The organism is Peribacillus tepidiphilus (assembly GCF_009466385.1).
GTDB classification, from domain to species: Bacteria; Bacillota; Bacilli; order Bacillales; family DSM-1321; genus Bacillus_BN; species Bacillus_BN tepidiphilus.
Genome location: NZ_WIAQ01000004.1, coordinates 1 through 15,983, shown reverse-complemented (window position 1 = coordinate 15,983; position 15,983 = coordinate 1). Strand labels below are relative to the sequence as shown.

Sequence of the window (15,983 nt, the reverse complement as noted above, 5' to 3'; positions counted from 1 at the left end):
TTTATCAGAAACTCGCCGGTTTAAGCTAATAATGGTCGTTTCATAAAAAATACTCATCACTCTAAGATAAACAGGCTATTCAAGTGTGGTAAATCGGCCATAATCCACACTTTCTATCATCTAGCGTTCAGTTATCATTACCCGTTAATATAGCAATCCATTCTATTAAAAATTCACATATTTTGTATCATTTATTGAAAAGGTTATTTGCGAAAAAAATAATAAACGTTAAAATAGGTCATAGACCTTAAAGCCCTGCGTTTCTATTTTACTAGAAAAGAAATATAGAACAAGTGTTCTTTATGTGATAGATTATTGTTAGCGGTTTTGTTAGAAGGAGGATTAGCTTTGACGAGAAATAGTAAACAAATTGAATATAATGAAGATGCTATTCAGGTCTTAGAAGGACTGGAAGCTGTCCGGAAAAGGCCAGGAATGTATATCGGGAGTACGGATGCTAGAGGTCTTCATCACCTAGTATATGAAATCGTGGATAACTCAGTCGATGAAGCGTTAGCAGGGTACGGCGATCATATCATTGTAAAAATACATAAGGATAACAGCGTTAGTGTGACAGATAAAGGCCGGGGTATGCCAACGGGAATGCATAAGCTTGGAAAACCAACACCAGAAGTCATTTTGACTGTTCTTCACGCAGGTGGAAAATTTGGTCAAGGTGGCTATAAAACGAGTGGTGGTCTTCATGGCGTTGGTGCTTCCGTAGTGAATGCTTTATCTGAATGGCTTATTGTGACGATTAAGAGAGACGGAAATGTTTATCAGCAGCGTTTCCATAACGGAGGGAAGCCGGAAACGACTCTTGAGAAAATTGGTACAACAAACCGAACTGGTACAACGATTCATTTCAAGCCGGATGCATCTATTTTTTCGACAACAGTGTTTAATTATGAAACGCTTTCTGAACGTCTTCGTGAATCAGCATTTTTATTAAAAGGCATGAAAATCGAGTTAATTGATGAGCGAAACGATCAACAGGATGTTTTTCACTATGAAAATGGAATTGAAGCATTTGTTCACTACTTAAACGAAGAAAAAGATACATTGCATCCAGTCGTCAGCTTTGAAGGGGAGCAAAACGGTATTGAGGTTGATTTTGCTTTCCAATTCAATGACGGCTATTCAGAAAATGTACTCAGCTTTGTGAATAACGTTAGGACAAAAGACGGAGGAACACACGAAGTCGGATTTAAAACCGCAATGACGCGTGTGTTTAACGAATATGCACGGAAAAATGGCCTTCTTAAAGAAAAAGATAAAAATCTGGAGGGTTCTGATATACGCGAAGGACTTTCTGCCATTGTTTCCGTTCGGATTCCGGAAGAGCTCCTTCAATTTGAAGGCCAAACGAAAAGCAAACTAGGTACAAGCGAAGCTCGTTCAAGTGTTGATGCAATAGTGTCAGAAAATCTAGCCTATTTCCTGCAAGAAAACCCGGATACTGCAACCATGCTCATTAAGAAATCGATCAAAGCTTTTCAGGCACGAGAAGCTGCAAGAAAAGCCAGGGAAGATGCTAGAAACGGGAAAAAGAAAAAGAAATCCGAAACGATTCTTTCTGGTAAATTAACACCTGCCCAATCGAAGAACCCGCAAAAAAATGAATTGTATCTTGTAGAGGGGGATTCAGCAGGAGGTTCCGCTAAACAAGGGCGAGATAGACGTTTCCAAGCCGTCTTGCCACTCCGCGGAAAGGTTATTAACACAGAAAAAGCAAAGCTTGCGGATATTTTTAAAAACGAAGAAATCAATACCATTATCCATGCCATTGGAGGCGGAGTAGGTGCTGATTTTAACATTGAAGATATCAATTACGACAAAGTCGTGATCATGACAGATGCTGATACAGACGGGGCACATATTCAAGTACTGTTACTAACCTTTTTCTATCGTTATATGAGGCCATTGATTGAAGAAGGAAAGGTGTTTATTGCCTTGCCTCCATTGTATAAAGTAAGCAAAGGGACAGGGAAAAAAGAGATTGTGGAATATGCTTGGAGCGACGAAGAGCTTCAAAGTGTCATCAAAAAAGTAGGCAAAGGCTATATGATCCAAAGATACAAAGGTTTAGGTGAAATGAACGCGGATCAGCTTTGGGAGACAACTATGAATCCCGAAACGCGCACGCTCATCCGGGTCCGAATTGATGATGCTGCGAGAGCTGAACGTCGGGTTACGACATTAATGGGAGATAAAGTAGAGCCTCGCCGAAAATGGATTGAAACTCATGTAGCTTTCGGTATGGAGGATGAGTCCAACATACTCGATAACGAAAATATCATGATTACAGAGGAGGTCTAAGCTAAATGAGCACAGTTGAAAAATTTCGGGACCTTCCATTAGAAGAAGTATTAGGCGACCGATTTGGCCGTTATAGTAAATATATAATCCAGGATCGTGCACTTCCTGATGCACGGGATGGCTTAAAGCCCGTACAGCGCAGAATTCTTTATGCGATGCACGTGGAAGGTAATACACATGACAAAGGATTTAGAAAATCCGCCAAAACTGTCGGTAACGTGATCGGCAATTATCATCCGCATGGAGATTCATCTGTTTATGATGCAATGGTGCGGATGAGCCAGGATTGGAAGCTACGAAACGTACTAGTCGAAATGCACGGAAATAACGGAAGCATAGACGGCGATCCACCAGCTGCGATGCGATATACAGAAGCTAGATTGTCAGCTATTTCTACAGAGCTTCTACGCGATATTGATAAGAGGACCGTTGATTTTGTTCCGAATTTTGATGATACATCAAACGAACCGGTTGTATTACCGGCTATGTTTCCTAATCTTCTCGTTAATGGTTCCACAGGGATTTCTGCTGGATATGCTACAGAAATTCCTCCCCATCAATTAGGAGAAGTCATTGATGCTACCATAATGAGAATTGATCACCCAGATTGCACAGTCGATGATTTGATGACAGTGATTAAGGGACCTGATTTTCCAACTGGGGGTATCATTCAAGGGATCGATGGTATCAAAAAGGCGTATGAGACGGGAAAAGGAAAAATCATCATTCGTGGTAAAGCAGAAATTGAAGAGATCCGCGGTGGAAAACAGCAAATCGTTATTACTGAAATTCCATTTGAAGTCAATAAAGCAAATCTTGTCAAAAAAATGGACGAGCTAAGAATTGACCGTAAAGTGGAAGGAATTGCTGAGGTTAGGGATGAGACAGATCGAACAGGTCTTCGAATCGTCATTGAGCTGAAAAAAGATGGAGATGCGGAAGGTGTATTAAATTACCTGTATAAAAACACCGATCTTCAAATTCCTTATAACTTTAATATGGTTGCTATTTACAATAAACGCCCGATGTTGATGGGATTGCCAAAATTATTGGATGCCTATATTGAGCATCGAAAAGCAGTGGTTACAAATCGATCAAAATTTGAACTGCAAAAAGCCCGCGATAGACAGCATATTGTAGAAGGATTAATGAAGGCTCTATCGATATTGGATGAAGTGATTTCCACAATTAGGGCTTCCAAGGATAAACGGGATGCGAAAGAAAATTTAACGAAGAAGTTTGGGTTTTCTGAGCCCCAAGCAGAAGCGATTGTATCATTGCAGCTTTATCGATTAACCAATACTGATATTACGGCTCTGCAAGAGGAAGCAAAAGAGCTCGACAAGAAGATTGTAGAACTGCTTTCCATTTTGGAAAGTGATAAAAAGCTGCTTTCCGTGATCAAAAAAGAATTGAAGGAAGTTAAAAAGTCCTATAATGATGAAAGGCTCACCAAGATTGAAGAAGAAATTGAAGAATTAAAAATTAATTTGGACGTTATGGTTGCAAGTGAAGATGTAATTGTGACTGTAACGAAGGAAGGTTATATAAAGCGTACAAGCCTTCGCTCCTATTCAGCTTCTGGCGGACTGGATTTTGGCATGAAGGATTCCGATTCCTTATTGTATCAATATGAAATGAATACAAAGGATGTCATTCTTCTGTTTACGAATAAAGGGAATTATTTATACTGTCCAGTCCATCAATTGCCTGATATTAGATGGAAGGATATCGGGCAGCACATTGCAAACATTATACCGATCGATCGAGATGAGCAGATCGTTAAAGCTCTGCCGGTAAAGGATTTTACTAAACAGGAGTATCTATTGTTTATTACGAAACAAGGTATGGTAAAGAAAACCGAATTGGCTCTATATCAGGCTCAACGATATTCAAAACCATTAGTTGCTTTAAATCTTAAAGGAGATGATGAGCTGATTGATGTTCACTTAACGGACGGAAATCAACAAGTCTTCCTAGCCAGCAGGTTTGGATACGGACTATGGTTTAAGGAAGAAGATGTGAATATCGTAGGAGCAAGAGCTGCAGGCGTTAAAGGAATGAATTTAAAAGAGGGAGATTTTGTCGCAGGTGGACAAATCATTTCTAATCCTGAAAATGAATTTGTCATACTTGTTACTCAGCGAGGTGCCCTCAAAAAGATGAAGCTTTCTGAATTCGAGTTGGCTTCGAGAGCCAAACGAGGAGTAGTCATGTTAAGAGAATTAAAGAGCAATCCTCATAGTGTAGCCGGGATGGTCATTGCGTCTGAAGGTGATGACGTAGTCATTCATACAGAGAAAGGTACGAGAGAGGTTATTTCCGTTGATCAGATTAAATGGAGTGACCGTTATTCGAACGGATCCTTCGTGTTAGATGAAGCAGAAGCTGGAGAAGTAACTTCTTTAAGACGAATTAGAAAGCAAACAACTGAATTAAATCATGAAGAATAATATAAGCGGGGCGATCCAATTAGTCGAATTTTCGGCTTTTGGATGCCCCTTTTTAAGTTCTATAGATCTATCACCATTTTTGATTTTCAATTTTTAATGAAGTTGTCCTTTTCGGACAGTCTCTTATTTTTTAGGTTTTTATTTCCTTTTTTGGTTACATTATAAATAGGAAAATTGAACGTAAGGAGTCGTGCATCAAGATGAAATTAAAATGTTTGTATATCCCTTTACTTGTATTCATTTTTATGTTTCCTGCCGCTATCGGAGCAGAGATTATTTCAAAAGGTCAACTGGTTCAATCGAAAAAAAGCGACGTAACTTGTGAAGGAGATAAAAACAGGGATGAAATAGCCATTTATGGGGTTCCGTATGATCCGCAATCACACTACCTAAAAGAAATTTACTTAGAAGTGAAATTTGGTGGAGGAGGAAGAGTACAAATACCTTTAGATGGAGGATATGACCCAAAATTGAAATTAGCAGACTTAAATCACGATGGATGCAAGGATGTTTTTATAACCATTAACACCGGTGGTAGTGGAGCAATCGTTTTAAATGATCTGTACTCTTTTAAAAATAAGAAAATAGTCAATTTGACTGTTCCACAGCCTGTTACTGCAGTAGCCCAATTTATAGATGGATATAAAGCAAGCATTGAGCTGCCAAATGGAAAAAAATATATAGTCGATTTGATAGACAGGAAAAAAGATTATGATCGTTTGGGCTTATATCATGATGGAAAGTTAAGTGAGCCGACAGAATTAATGATTGATCCTTATTCCAGCCTTAAAATCGTGAGAATGAAAGATCGAAAAGGGTTCAAAGGCATACAAGCAGTCAGTGGAGCTTATCATGCGGATCGAATTGGAAACATTATTTCAAAATGGAATTATGAAAATGGTAAATGGCAGCTAGTCAAGGTTAAATTTCGGTAAGACAGAAAATAAATAATTATTTGACAATTAAAAATTCTTTGTTAAAATCAAGTCATAAATGTTAACAAAGTTTTCATATTTTATTTGTAGAAGGGAATGAGGGAACCACGGATCTTAAGGAAAAAATTATCGAAACGTCATTGAAATTGTTTGAAGAACATGGTTACCATGGGGTTTCAGTTCACCAAATTGTAAAAGAAAGCGGAACGTCTAAAGGCGGATTTTACCATCACTTTCAATCGAAGGAAGAGCTTTTGTATGTGATCCACGATTATTTTATTTCCTACGTCTTAACAAAAGCACAAGAAGTTATTACCACCAATCAAAGTCCTACAGAGAAATTACAGAGCATCATTCGATCTTTTGTAAAAGTGTTTCACCTCTATAAACCTCACATCTCAGTATTTTACCAAGAAAGCATTTATTTAAAGGCTCCCTACATTGGCATCATTAAGGCAAAACGAGACGAATATCGAAATATTATTTTTAAAGTAGTAGAAGAAGGAATTCAGCATGGTGAGTTCCGTAGTGAGCTACCTGTTGAAATAACCGGAATGTCGATTCTAGGAATGGTTAACTGGACATATAAATGGTATAGGGTGGATGGAGAAAAATCGATAGAAGAAATTGCCGATATTTTCACCGATCTTATCCTTCAGTCATTGTGGACAGACAAAGCAAGACAAAATAAAGCATATGATAGATATCTTATAAAAAATGTTGCTTTGGAGAAGTAAATTATTGTTGCTTTTGAAAAAAAAATTAAACGCTTATATTTGATCAAGACAGACCAACCGGTCGGTCGCTTTATAAACAAAGGGGGTAATGGGATGAATTTTGATTTATCGAAAGAACAACAAATGATTAAAGAAATGGTACGTGATTTTGCTGAAAAGGAAATTAAGCCAATTGCGATTGAATTGGATCGTGATTCAAAATTTCCAGAAGAAGTTTTTAAGAAAATGGGAGAATTAGGACTTCTTGGAATTCCTTTCCCTGAAAAATATGGTGGTTCAGGTGGTGATACGATTTCCTATGCGATTGCGGTAGAAGAAATCGGAAAGGCATGTGGCGGAACAGGATTAAGCTATGCAGCAGCTGTATCCCTTGGTGCAAGCCCGATTTATTATTTCGGTACAGAAGAACAAAAACAAGAATTTCTCGTACCACTTGCTAGCGGAAAAGCACTAGCTTCCTTCGGTTTGACTGAACCAAATGCCGGTTCCGATGCTGGAGGAACAAGAACGACAGCCGTTTTGGATGGTGATGAATACATCATTAATGGGGAGAAATGCTGGATTACCAATGCAGGGTATGCAAGAACCATTACGGTTACTGCAGTGACAGGAAAAGATCATCGTGGGAAAAATATTATTTCAGCCTTTCTAGTTCCAACTGACACACCTGGACTAACAATCAACAGTCATTACGATAAAATGGGAGTCCGTGCTTCTAATACTTCTGAAATTATTTTAGAGGATGTTAGGGTACCAAAAGAGAATATTTTAGGAGACCCGAAAAAGGGATTTAATCAATTCCTTTATACTTTGGACGGAGGAAGAATTTCCATCGCGGCATTAGCAGTTGGTTTAGCACAGGCAGCTTTTGAGCGTGCACTGAAATATTCCAAAGAGCGGGTACAGTTCGGTAAAACCATTTCAAACTTTCAAGCTATACAATTTAAGCTTGCAGATATGGCAATGGAAATCGAACTAGCTCGAAACATGGTGTATAAGTCTGCATGGTTAAAGGATCAAGGTAAGAACTTTACGAAGGAATCTGCCTATGCAAAATTATTTGCATCTGAAATGGCGTTTAGGGTTTGCAACCAAGCGATTCAAATTCACGGCGGCTATGGCTACATGAGAGAATATGAGGTTGAGCGCTATTTAAGAGATGCGAAGCTGTTAGAGATTGGCGAAGGAACCTCTGAAATCCAAAGACTGGTTATTGCAAGACAGTTAGGCTGCTAGATTTACAGATTCTACAATTATTTTTTGGAATTGGAAGCGGCTCATCTACTGTAATGAACTTAAATCTAGCCGCTCGTCCTTTTCAAGCAAGCTCTTATAGCTAATGAAGGAGGAGCAAAATGTCAAAGTTATTACACATTACTGTTGGAAAGCTTTTGGATGAAGTTGCAAAGAATCAACCTGATCATGAGGCAGTCGTATATGCTGATCGAAATCTTCGATACACCTATAAGCAATTCGATGAGGTGTGCCGAAAAGCTGCTAGAGGATTTATGGCACTTGGCATTGAAAAGGGTGAACATGTAGCCATTTGGGCTACTAATACTCCTGAATGGCTAGTTTCCCAGTTTTCAACAGGAAAAATGGGAGCAGTCCTCGTAACCGTAAATACCAATTACCGCGCATCTGAACTGGAATACTTATTGAAGCAATCAGATTCTTCTACTTTGATACTAATGGAGCAATTTAAAGATCATTCCTATATGGATACGTTGTATGAAATCATACCTGAGTTAAAAACCTCAGAACCAGGTAAGCTAAAATGCGAAAAACTACCAAAGTTAAAGAATATTATCGTGTTAGGTGAAAAAACGTTCCCTGGGACCTTTAGCTGGGACGATGTTATGACGATGAGTGAAAGTATTCCTGAAGAAGAGTTAGATTTTCGTTTAGAATCTTTACATTATGATGATGTCATCAATATGCAATACACTTCTGGCACAACAGGATTTCCTAAAGGTGTTATGCTTACTCATTACAATCTTGTAAACAACGCTTTAAATATTGCAAGCTGTATGAAACTAACGAATAAAGATCGAATGTGTATCCCTGTTCCTTTCTTTCATTGCTTTGGATGTGTATTAGGAACGCTCGCATGTGTTACGGTTGGAGCTACTATGGTTCCTGTACAAGAATTTAGTCCGAATCGAGTTTTGCAAACCGTACAAGATGAAAAATGTACCGCTCTTCATGGAGTACCAACCATGTTTATTGCCGAACTAAATCTAGAAGAGTTTGAATCTTATAACTTATCACATCTTCGTACAGGTATTATGGCTGGCTCGAATTGTCCTATCGAAGTGATGAAAGCAGTCGTCGAAAAAATGGGTGCTACAGAGATCACGATTGCCTATGGTCAAACAGAGGCATCTCCAGTGATCACCCAAACAAGAACGGACGATCCAATCGAGCTTCGAGTCTCGTCAGTTGGGAAAGCGCTTCCGAATGTTGAAGTGAAAATTGTAGAACCGGGCTCAAACAAAGAAGTTCCTAGAGGCGTTCAAGGTGAGCTCTGTACACGTGGCTATCATGTCATGAAGGGTTATTACAAGAATCCAGAAGCTACAAGGGAAGCCATTGACGAGGATGGATGGCTTCATACAGGTGATTTAGCCGTTATGGATGAAAATGGATATTGTAAAATCACGGGGCGTTTAAAGGATATGATCATCCGAGGTGGAGAAAATATTTATCCTCGTGAAATTGAAGAGTTTCTCTATCAGCATCCAAAGATTTTGGATGTTCAAATTGTTGGCGTTCCAGATGAAAAGTACGGCGAGGAAGTGATGGCGTGGATTATTTTAAAAGAAGGTCAAAGCGCCACACCAGAGGAAATCAAAGCATACTGTGAAGGGAAAATTTCACGTCATAAAATTCCTAGATATATAGAATTTACGAAAGAATACCCGATGACTGCATCAGGTAAAATTCAAAAGTTTAAGCTGCGAGAGCAATCAATGGAACGATTAAGCTTGAAGTAAGGAGGGAGCCTTATTGCTAAAGAAAATATTAATTGCAAATAGAGGAGAAATCGCTTCCCGTGTAATCCGAACCTGCAAAAAAATGAATATTATTTCTGTTGCTGTATATTCAAAGGCAGACGAAGATGCTCCCTTTGTAAAAGAAGCAGATGAAGCGTATTTGCTTGGTGGCCCCCGTGCCCAAGAGAGCTACTTGGATGCTGAGAAAATTATTAGTATAGCAAAGGCTTCCGGTTGCGATGGCATTCATCCTGGCTATGGGTTTTTGAGTGAAAACTCAAGCTTTGCCAAAAAATGCACGGAAGAAGGCATCATTTTTATTGGTCCATCACATGACGTAATTGACATGATGGGGAAAAAAATAGAAGCAAGAAAAACGATGGAAAAAGCTGGGTTACCATTAGTTCCCGGAATTTCAAGACCCCTTGCTAATGTGGATGAAGCGGCTCTTCTAGCTGAAAAAATGGGTTATCCAGTTATGCTGAAGGCTTCTTCAGGTGGAGGGGGCATAGGCATGCAGGCTGTTCATCATGAAGAGGAACTGAGGAAAGCATTTGAAGGCAACAAAAAACGTGCCGAAATGTTTTTTGGTGACGGTGCCATGTTTTTGGAAAAATTTATTACGAGTCCCCGCCATATCGAGATTCAAGTACTGGCAGATACGTTCGGCAATACTATTTATCTTTGGGAAAGAGAGTGCTCGATCCAACGAAGGAACCAAAAAGTGGTCGAGGAAGCTCCTTCTTCCTTTTTGGATGCTGAGACCCGCAAGAAAATGGGAGAGGCAGCCGTTCAAGCAGCAAAAGCCATTGGATATAGCAATGCAGGCACGATTGAATTTCTCGTAGATTCAGATAAAAATTTCTATTTTCTAGAAATGAATACTCGCTTGCAGGTTGAACACCCTGTAACAGAAGAAATAACTGGCTTGGATTTAGTAGAGCAGCAAATTCGACTAGCTTCAGGTGAAAGACTGGAACTAAAACAGGAAGACGTTCAGTTGAACGGTCATGCCATTGAAGTAAGGATATATGCCGAGGACCCCAAAACATTTTTCCCTTCACCAGGAAAAATCACTTCCCTTTCTCTTCCGGAAGGTGAAAGAATAAGACACGAATTGGCGGTTCATGGAAGCTCAACCGTTAGTCATTTTTATGACCCGATGATTGCAAAGCTGATCGTCTCAGCAGAAAACCGTTATGAAGCAATCCAAGCTTTGAAAAATGCACTAGATCAATATGAAATTCAAGGTGTAAAAACGAATATTCCGATGCTTCGGGACGTTATTTCTCATGAAGCTTTTAAAAATGGAGATACGACGACGTCATTCGTAAACGATTATTATCTAGGGATAAAAATTTAATAGAAGTATAAGGTGTAGTTTTTAAAACCGAATAATATACAACGGTAGGGAGGCCTAAGTCATGACAGAGATTAAAGCAAGTATGGCAGGAAGTGTATGGAAAATTGTAGCAGCCCCAGGTGATATTGTCTCTGAAGGGCAGGACCTTATCATCTTAGAATCTATGAAAATGGAAATTCCGATTCCTGCAGAGGCGAGTGGTACAGTAGCTGAAATTAAGGTAAATGAAGGGGACTTTGTAAACGAAGGCGATGTGCTAGTCATTATTGAATAAAACAAAACAAAGGAGGTAATAGATATGGATGCTACGAAACATATCCTAATCAAGGAAGTTGGACCTAGAGATGGTCTGCAAAACGAAAAGAAAATGATCTCGACAGAGGATAAAATTCAATGGATTGATACCCTGTCTCAGACCGGTCTTTCTTACATCGAAATTACCTCCTTTGTCAATCCAAAATGGATTCCCCAACTAAGTGACGCTTTAGAGGTTGCAAAGGGCATTACAAAAAAAGACGGCATTACCTATGCAGCCCTTGTTCCCAATATGAAGGGACTTGAAACTGCATTAATGGCTGATCTCGATGAAGTGTCCGTTTTCATGTCCGCAAGCGAGACGCATAATCTTAAAAACATTAATAAAAGCATCGAAGACACATTCCCGATTTTGAAGGAAGTCATTACAAACGCTATTCAAAACAACATAAGTGTAAGAGGCTATGTTTCTACCGTATTTGGTTGCCCTTACGAAGGAGAGGTTTCCTTAGACACTGTCATGAATGTGTGTGATGAGCTTTTTCAATACGGTGTAAATGAAATATCACTCGGGGACACCATAGGGATTGCGAATCCAAAGCAAGTGGAACATGTATTAACAGAGCTTATGAAAAGATATGATTCTTCTAAACTCGCACTTCATTTCCACGATACACGTGGAATGGCCTTGGCCAATATTCTACAAGCTTTGGAGATGGGATTTACAACATTCGATGCATCTTTAGGCGGATTAGGCGGATGTCCCTATGCACCTGGAGCTTCAGGAAATGTGGCGACCGACGATCTCGTCTATATGCTACACAAGATGGGCTACACAACCGGAATTAACCAATTAAAGCTCCTTGAATCGGCAGAATGTATCCAAAGCAAAATAGGTACCGTGTTAGGTAGTCATCAAATGAAGATTTGGAATGCAAGATCTTTAAATTCGTATAGATAAAACAGGAAGGAGGTACAAGATGGGGCAATTCGTTCTTCATGACCGTGATGAGAATGAAATTATTACGGTTATATTAAACCGGCCGGAAGCAGCCAATGCCTTATCACGCCAGCTATTGCTTGAGCTTAAAGGGCTTGTGCACGAGCTTTCCTATGAAAAAAATATCAGGTGTGTAATTTTTACAGGAGCAGGGGAGAAATCGTTTTGTGCTGGAGCCGATTTAAAAGAAAGAGCTGGAATGGATGAAACAGAGGTAAAACAAACCGTTGCCTTAATAGGTGAGACCGTGTCTGCTATTGAGAAGCTGCCGATGCCTACCATTGCTGCCATCAACGGAGCCGCTTTTGGAGGAGGGCTAGAGCTGGCTTTAGCTTGTGATATCCGAATGGCTTCATCTACTGCAAAAATGGGATTAACAGAAACCTCACTCGGCATTATTCCGGGTGCAGGAGGTACACAAAGACTTCCTCGTATTCTTGGACCTTCCAAAGCAAAAGAATTAATTTTTACAGCAAAAAGAGTAACAGCTTATGAAGCAGAAAGGATCGGTTTAATTACTAAAAGCACCTCTCCTTTTGAGCTGATGCTAGAAGCAAAGGATTTGGCAAAAGAAATCGCAAAAAACGCGCCAATTGCCCTGAAACAGGCTAAAAAGGCAATCAATCATGGAATCGAAACGGACTTAGAGACTGGCTTGAAAATAGAAGAGCTTTGCTATGCTGCAACCATTTCAACCAAAGATCGATTAGAGGGCTTACTTGCTTTTAGGGAAAAAAGACAGCCTGTGTATAAGGGTGAATAGCGGAAAGGGGTTAGGAACAGCATGTCGTTAAAAGAGGAATTCGTTCAAACGGTTGACCTGATTAAACAGGGAGGAGCCAAAAAATATCATGAGAAAAATGCGGAAAAAGGAAAGCTCTTTGTCAGAGAACGCCTAGAGCTTCTTTTTGATGAAGGCGTACAGGTGGAAGATGCTTTTTTTGCCAACTGTATGAGTGAAGGGTTGCCTGCTGATGGAGTTGTTACCGGAATTGGTAAAATCAATGGACAAACGGTGTGTGTAATGGCCAACGATTCTACCGTCAAGGCCGGGTCTTGGGGAGCAAGAACAGTTGAAAAAATCATTCGGATTCAAGAAACTGCAGAAAAGTTAAACGTTCCGATGTTATACTTAGTCGATTCTGCAGGGGCGCGTATAACTGATCAAATTGAAATGTTCCCTGGTCGTCGTGGGGCAGGGCGTATTTTTTATAACCAAGTTAAATTGTCCGGAAAAGTTCCACAAATCTGCCTATTATTCGGTCCTTCGGCAGCAGGTGGAGCATACATACCAGCATTTTGCGATATCGTTGTGATGGTTGAAGGAAATGCATCCATGTATCTCGGCTCCCCTCGTATGGCGGAAATGGTCATCGGTGAGAAGGTTTCAGAGGAAGAAATGGGTGGAGCGAAAATGCATTGCTCCGTTTCAGGCTGTGGAGATGTCTTGGTTAAAACAGAGGAAGAAGCCATTTCGTTTGCGCGCAAATATCTTTCTTATTTTCCGGCTAACTACAGTCAAAAACCACCTGTTGCAGAACCTAAGTCCATTAAAGACTTTGAAAAAACATTGGAAGAAATCATTCCTTTAAATCAAAATGCACCGTTTAACATGTATGATTTAATAGAAAGACTGATTGATGAAGACAGTTTTTGCGAAATTAAGAAGCTATTTGCACCTGAATTAATAACAGGATTAGGACGGATAAACGGCAAGCCTGTGGGGATTATTGCGAATCAGCCACGGGTAAAAGGCGGGGTTCTTTTCCATGATTCAGCCGACAAAGCCGCAAAATTCATTACTCTTTGTGATGCCTTCAATATTCCTTTGCTATTCCTAGCCGACATTCCTGGCTTTATGATCGGAACAAAGGTTGAGCAAGCAGGGATTATTCGTCACGGAGCCAAAATGATTTCTGCCATGAGTGAAGCAACTGTACCAAAAATTTCTGTTGTCGTTAGAAAAGCGTATGGTGCAGGTTTATATGCTATGGCAGGCCCTGCATTTGAACCGGATTGCTGTTTAGCCTTACCGACAGCTTCCATTGCTGTTATGGGCCCGGAAGCCGCGGTCAATGCAGTATATGCAAACAAAATTCGTGAGCTGCCGCCAGAAGAACGCAATACATTTATTCAGCTTAAGCGCGAGGAATACAAAAAGGATATTGATATTTACCGCTTAGCCTCTGAAATGATTGTAGACGGAATTGTTCAGCCCAATGATCTTCGTAATGAACTAATCCAACGTTTTGAAGCTTATAGCAGCAAACAACAAATGTTCACGAATCGAAAGCACGGGGTGTATCCTGTTTAACACGGTGTTACTAGCTATTTATTGAAGCAGCCGGGAAATGATCGGCTGTTTCTTTTTTAAAATAAATTAATCCGATTTTTTTTAAGAACATATAGTTTTAGGAGGTTTTATGCGAAAAATACATTTTATGACATGTATTTTCTTTATTGTATTCCTTGTTGGTTGTGGGCTAGAACCGAAAACACTTTCTCAATTCTACAAAGGTGATTTATAGGATGTTACAAAAATAATCATTTTAGATGGTGGTACAGGTTATAAAAAACAGTTAAGGATCAAACAGAGATTCAAGGTTTTCTAAATGAATTAATAGATGTTAAATTCATACCAGATGACAATCAAGTGGAAAGAACTGGTTTCATATATGTTATTACTCTTTATGAGAATAATAAACAAACTTTTTCATTTACGTTAACAGAAATAAAGGATCATTACTACCATTCAGAGCCTGATATATTCCCCATTGTCGGCGAATTTTATAAAAGCCTAAACGATGATGAAAACTGATCTCTACTAAAACATAACTTATAATGTAATGAGCATGATAGATTGAGAGTATTGTAAAAAGAGGGAGATGTAGAATGAAAAAGAAAGTGGCGCTTTCGTGGAGCGGTGGCAAGGATGCTGCCATGTGTCTGCAAAAGCTGCATGAGAAAGGCTATGAAATGACTTGTTTGTTAACGACAATACCAAAAGAAATCGACAGGACATTTGGTCACGGTGAGAAAAAAGAAGCGATCGAAGCACAGGGTAAATCATTAGGTATTCCAGTAGAGTGGATCGAATGTACTTTTTCTACTTATACAGAAGATTTTATGAAAAAATTAATGGAAGTGAAACATACATATGGTATAGAAGCTATAGCATTTGGCGATTTATATCTGGAAGAACATCGGGATTGGGGAGAAAAAGTAGCAGAAAAATGTGAGCTTCAGGCATTGTATCCATTGTGGATGAAAGAAAGTGAATCTCTCCAAGCCCTACGGAATTTTGTAGAATCAGGCTATAAAGCCAAAGTTATACGGGTGCATAAGGACAAGATAGGAACAGATTGGCTTGGAAGAGAAGTGAATGAACAGTTTTATCAAGATATTCAACAGAAACCTGTTTGTCCAATGGGAGAAGGTGGAGAATATCACACGTTTGTATATGACGGACCTCTGTTTAAACAGCCGGTTCCGTTTGAGTTAGGTGAAATATTGCCGTTAGAGACTACCTATAGGATTGAGCTTGAGATTTTTACATACGAATAGGTATTACAAGGTTATAAAGATATTAATGTTATAATCTTGTATGTAACGAGCTGTAATCTGGTACAATGAACTCCATATTTAGGAGGATTAAATGCGTAAATATGTTTTTTTATATGGCGGGATTTTCCTTTTAGTTTTAATTCTAAAGTAAATGAAAAGGATATTTTTTCATCTATTGTCATATATTAAGATTATCAAAGTTCTTTTTTTGAATATTAAAATCACTAGTGTTGCATTAATTTAATTTTAATATTAAAAAGACTCACAATCTTCACTTATTTTATTTTGTGCAAAGAAAAAGTCCTTTATAATGGATAAGTCAGGTGGTAACCCGTCCAAATCCATTAATAAAGGACACACA

General features: G+C 39.1%; 12 protein-coding genes. All 12 read left to right on the top strand.

Translation table 11 applies throughout. The annotated features are described in order from the left end of the window. Positions 1-348: 348 nt before the first annotated feature. The 12 genes from parE (at position 349) to GD441_RS04105 (ending at position 15,622) form a co-directional block, all read left to right on the top strand. Complete coding sequence (parE, locus tag GD441_RS04160; RefSeq protein WP_153124023.1) at positions 349-2,319, top strand: DNA topoisomerase IV subunit B; 1,971 nt, start codon at positions 349-351, stop codon at positions 2,317-2,319. A 5-nt stretch (positions 2,320-2,324) separates the two neighbouring features. Next, complete coding sequence (gene parC / locus GD441_RS04155) at positions 2,325-4,772, top strand: DNA topoisomerase IV subunit A (protein WP_153124022.1); 2,448 nt, start codon at positions 2,325-2,327, stop codon at positions 4,770-4,772. Between the two features lie 200 nt (positions 4,773-4,972). After that, entirely contained in the window at positions 4,973-5,707 is a 735-nt protein-coding gene (locus GD441_RS04150) for a hypothetical protein (RefSeq protein WP_153124020.1), read from the top strand. 140 nt (positions 5,708-5,847) lie between these two features. After that, complete coding sequence (locus GD441_RS04145; protein WP_420849646.1) at positions 5,848-6,444, top strand: TetR/AcrR family transcriptional regulator; 597 nt, start codon at positions 5,848-5,850, stop codon at positions 6,442-6,444. Between the two features lie 93 nt (positions 6,445-6,537). Further along, positions 6,538-7,680 carry an acyl-CoA dehydrogenase gene (locus GD441_RS04140; RefSeq protein ID WP_153124016.1) on the top strand — a complete coding sequence of 381 codons (1,143 nt, stop codon included), beginning with the start codon at positions 6,538-6,540 and terminating at the stop codon, positions 7,678-7,680. A gap of 119 nt (positions 7,681-7,799) precedes the next feature. Then, complete coding sequence (locus GD441_RS04135; protein WP_153124013.1) at positions 7,800-9,440, top strand: AMP-binding protein; 1,641 nt, start codon at positions 7,800-7,802, stop codon at positions 9,438-9,440. 13 nt (positions 9,441-9,453) lie between these two features. After that, a complete protein-coding gene (locus GD441_RS04130) occupies positions 9,454-10,803 on the top strand; it encodes an acetyl-CoA carboxylase biotin carboxylase subunit (RefSeq protein ID WP_153124011.1) in 1,350 nt (449 codons plus the stop codon). A 61-nt stretch (positions 10,804-10,864) separates the two neighbouring features. Further along, entirely contained in the window at positions 10,865-11,077 is a 213-nt protein-coding gene (locus GD441_RS04125; RefSeq protein WP_153124009.1) for an acetyl-CoA carboxylase biotin carboxyl carrier protein subunit, read from the top strand. Positions 11,078-11,101: 24 nt separating this feature from the next. Continuing rightward, a complete protein-coding gene (locus GD441_RS04120; protein ID WP_153124008.1) occupies positions 11,102-12,019 on the top strand; it encodes a hydroxymethylglutaryl-CoA lyase in 918 nt (305 codons plus the stop codon). Between the two features lie 19 nt (positions 12,020-12,038). Then, positions 12,039-12,821 carry an enoyl-CoA hydratase gene (locus GD441_RS04115; protein WP_153124006.1) on the top strand — a complete coding sequence of 261 codons (783 nt, stop codon included), beginning with the start codon at positions 12,039-12,041 and terminating at the stop codon, positions 12,819-12,821. Between the two features lie 21 nt (positions 12,822-12,842). Further along, positions 12,843-14,372: an acyl-CoA carboxylase subunit beta gene (locus GD441_RS04110; RefSeq protein ID WP_153124004.1), complete on the top strand. Its 1,530-nt coding sequence runs from the start codon at positions 12,843-12,845 to the stop codon at positions 14,370-14,372. 578 nt (positions 14,373-14,950) lie between these two features. Next, positions 14,951-15,622, top strand: coding sequence for a Dph6-related ATP pyrophosphatase (locus GD441_RS04105; RefSeq protein ID WP_153124001.1), 672 nt, complete (start codon positions 14,951-14,953; stop codon positions 15,620-15,622). Positions 15,623-15,983: the final 361 nt, after the last annotated feature.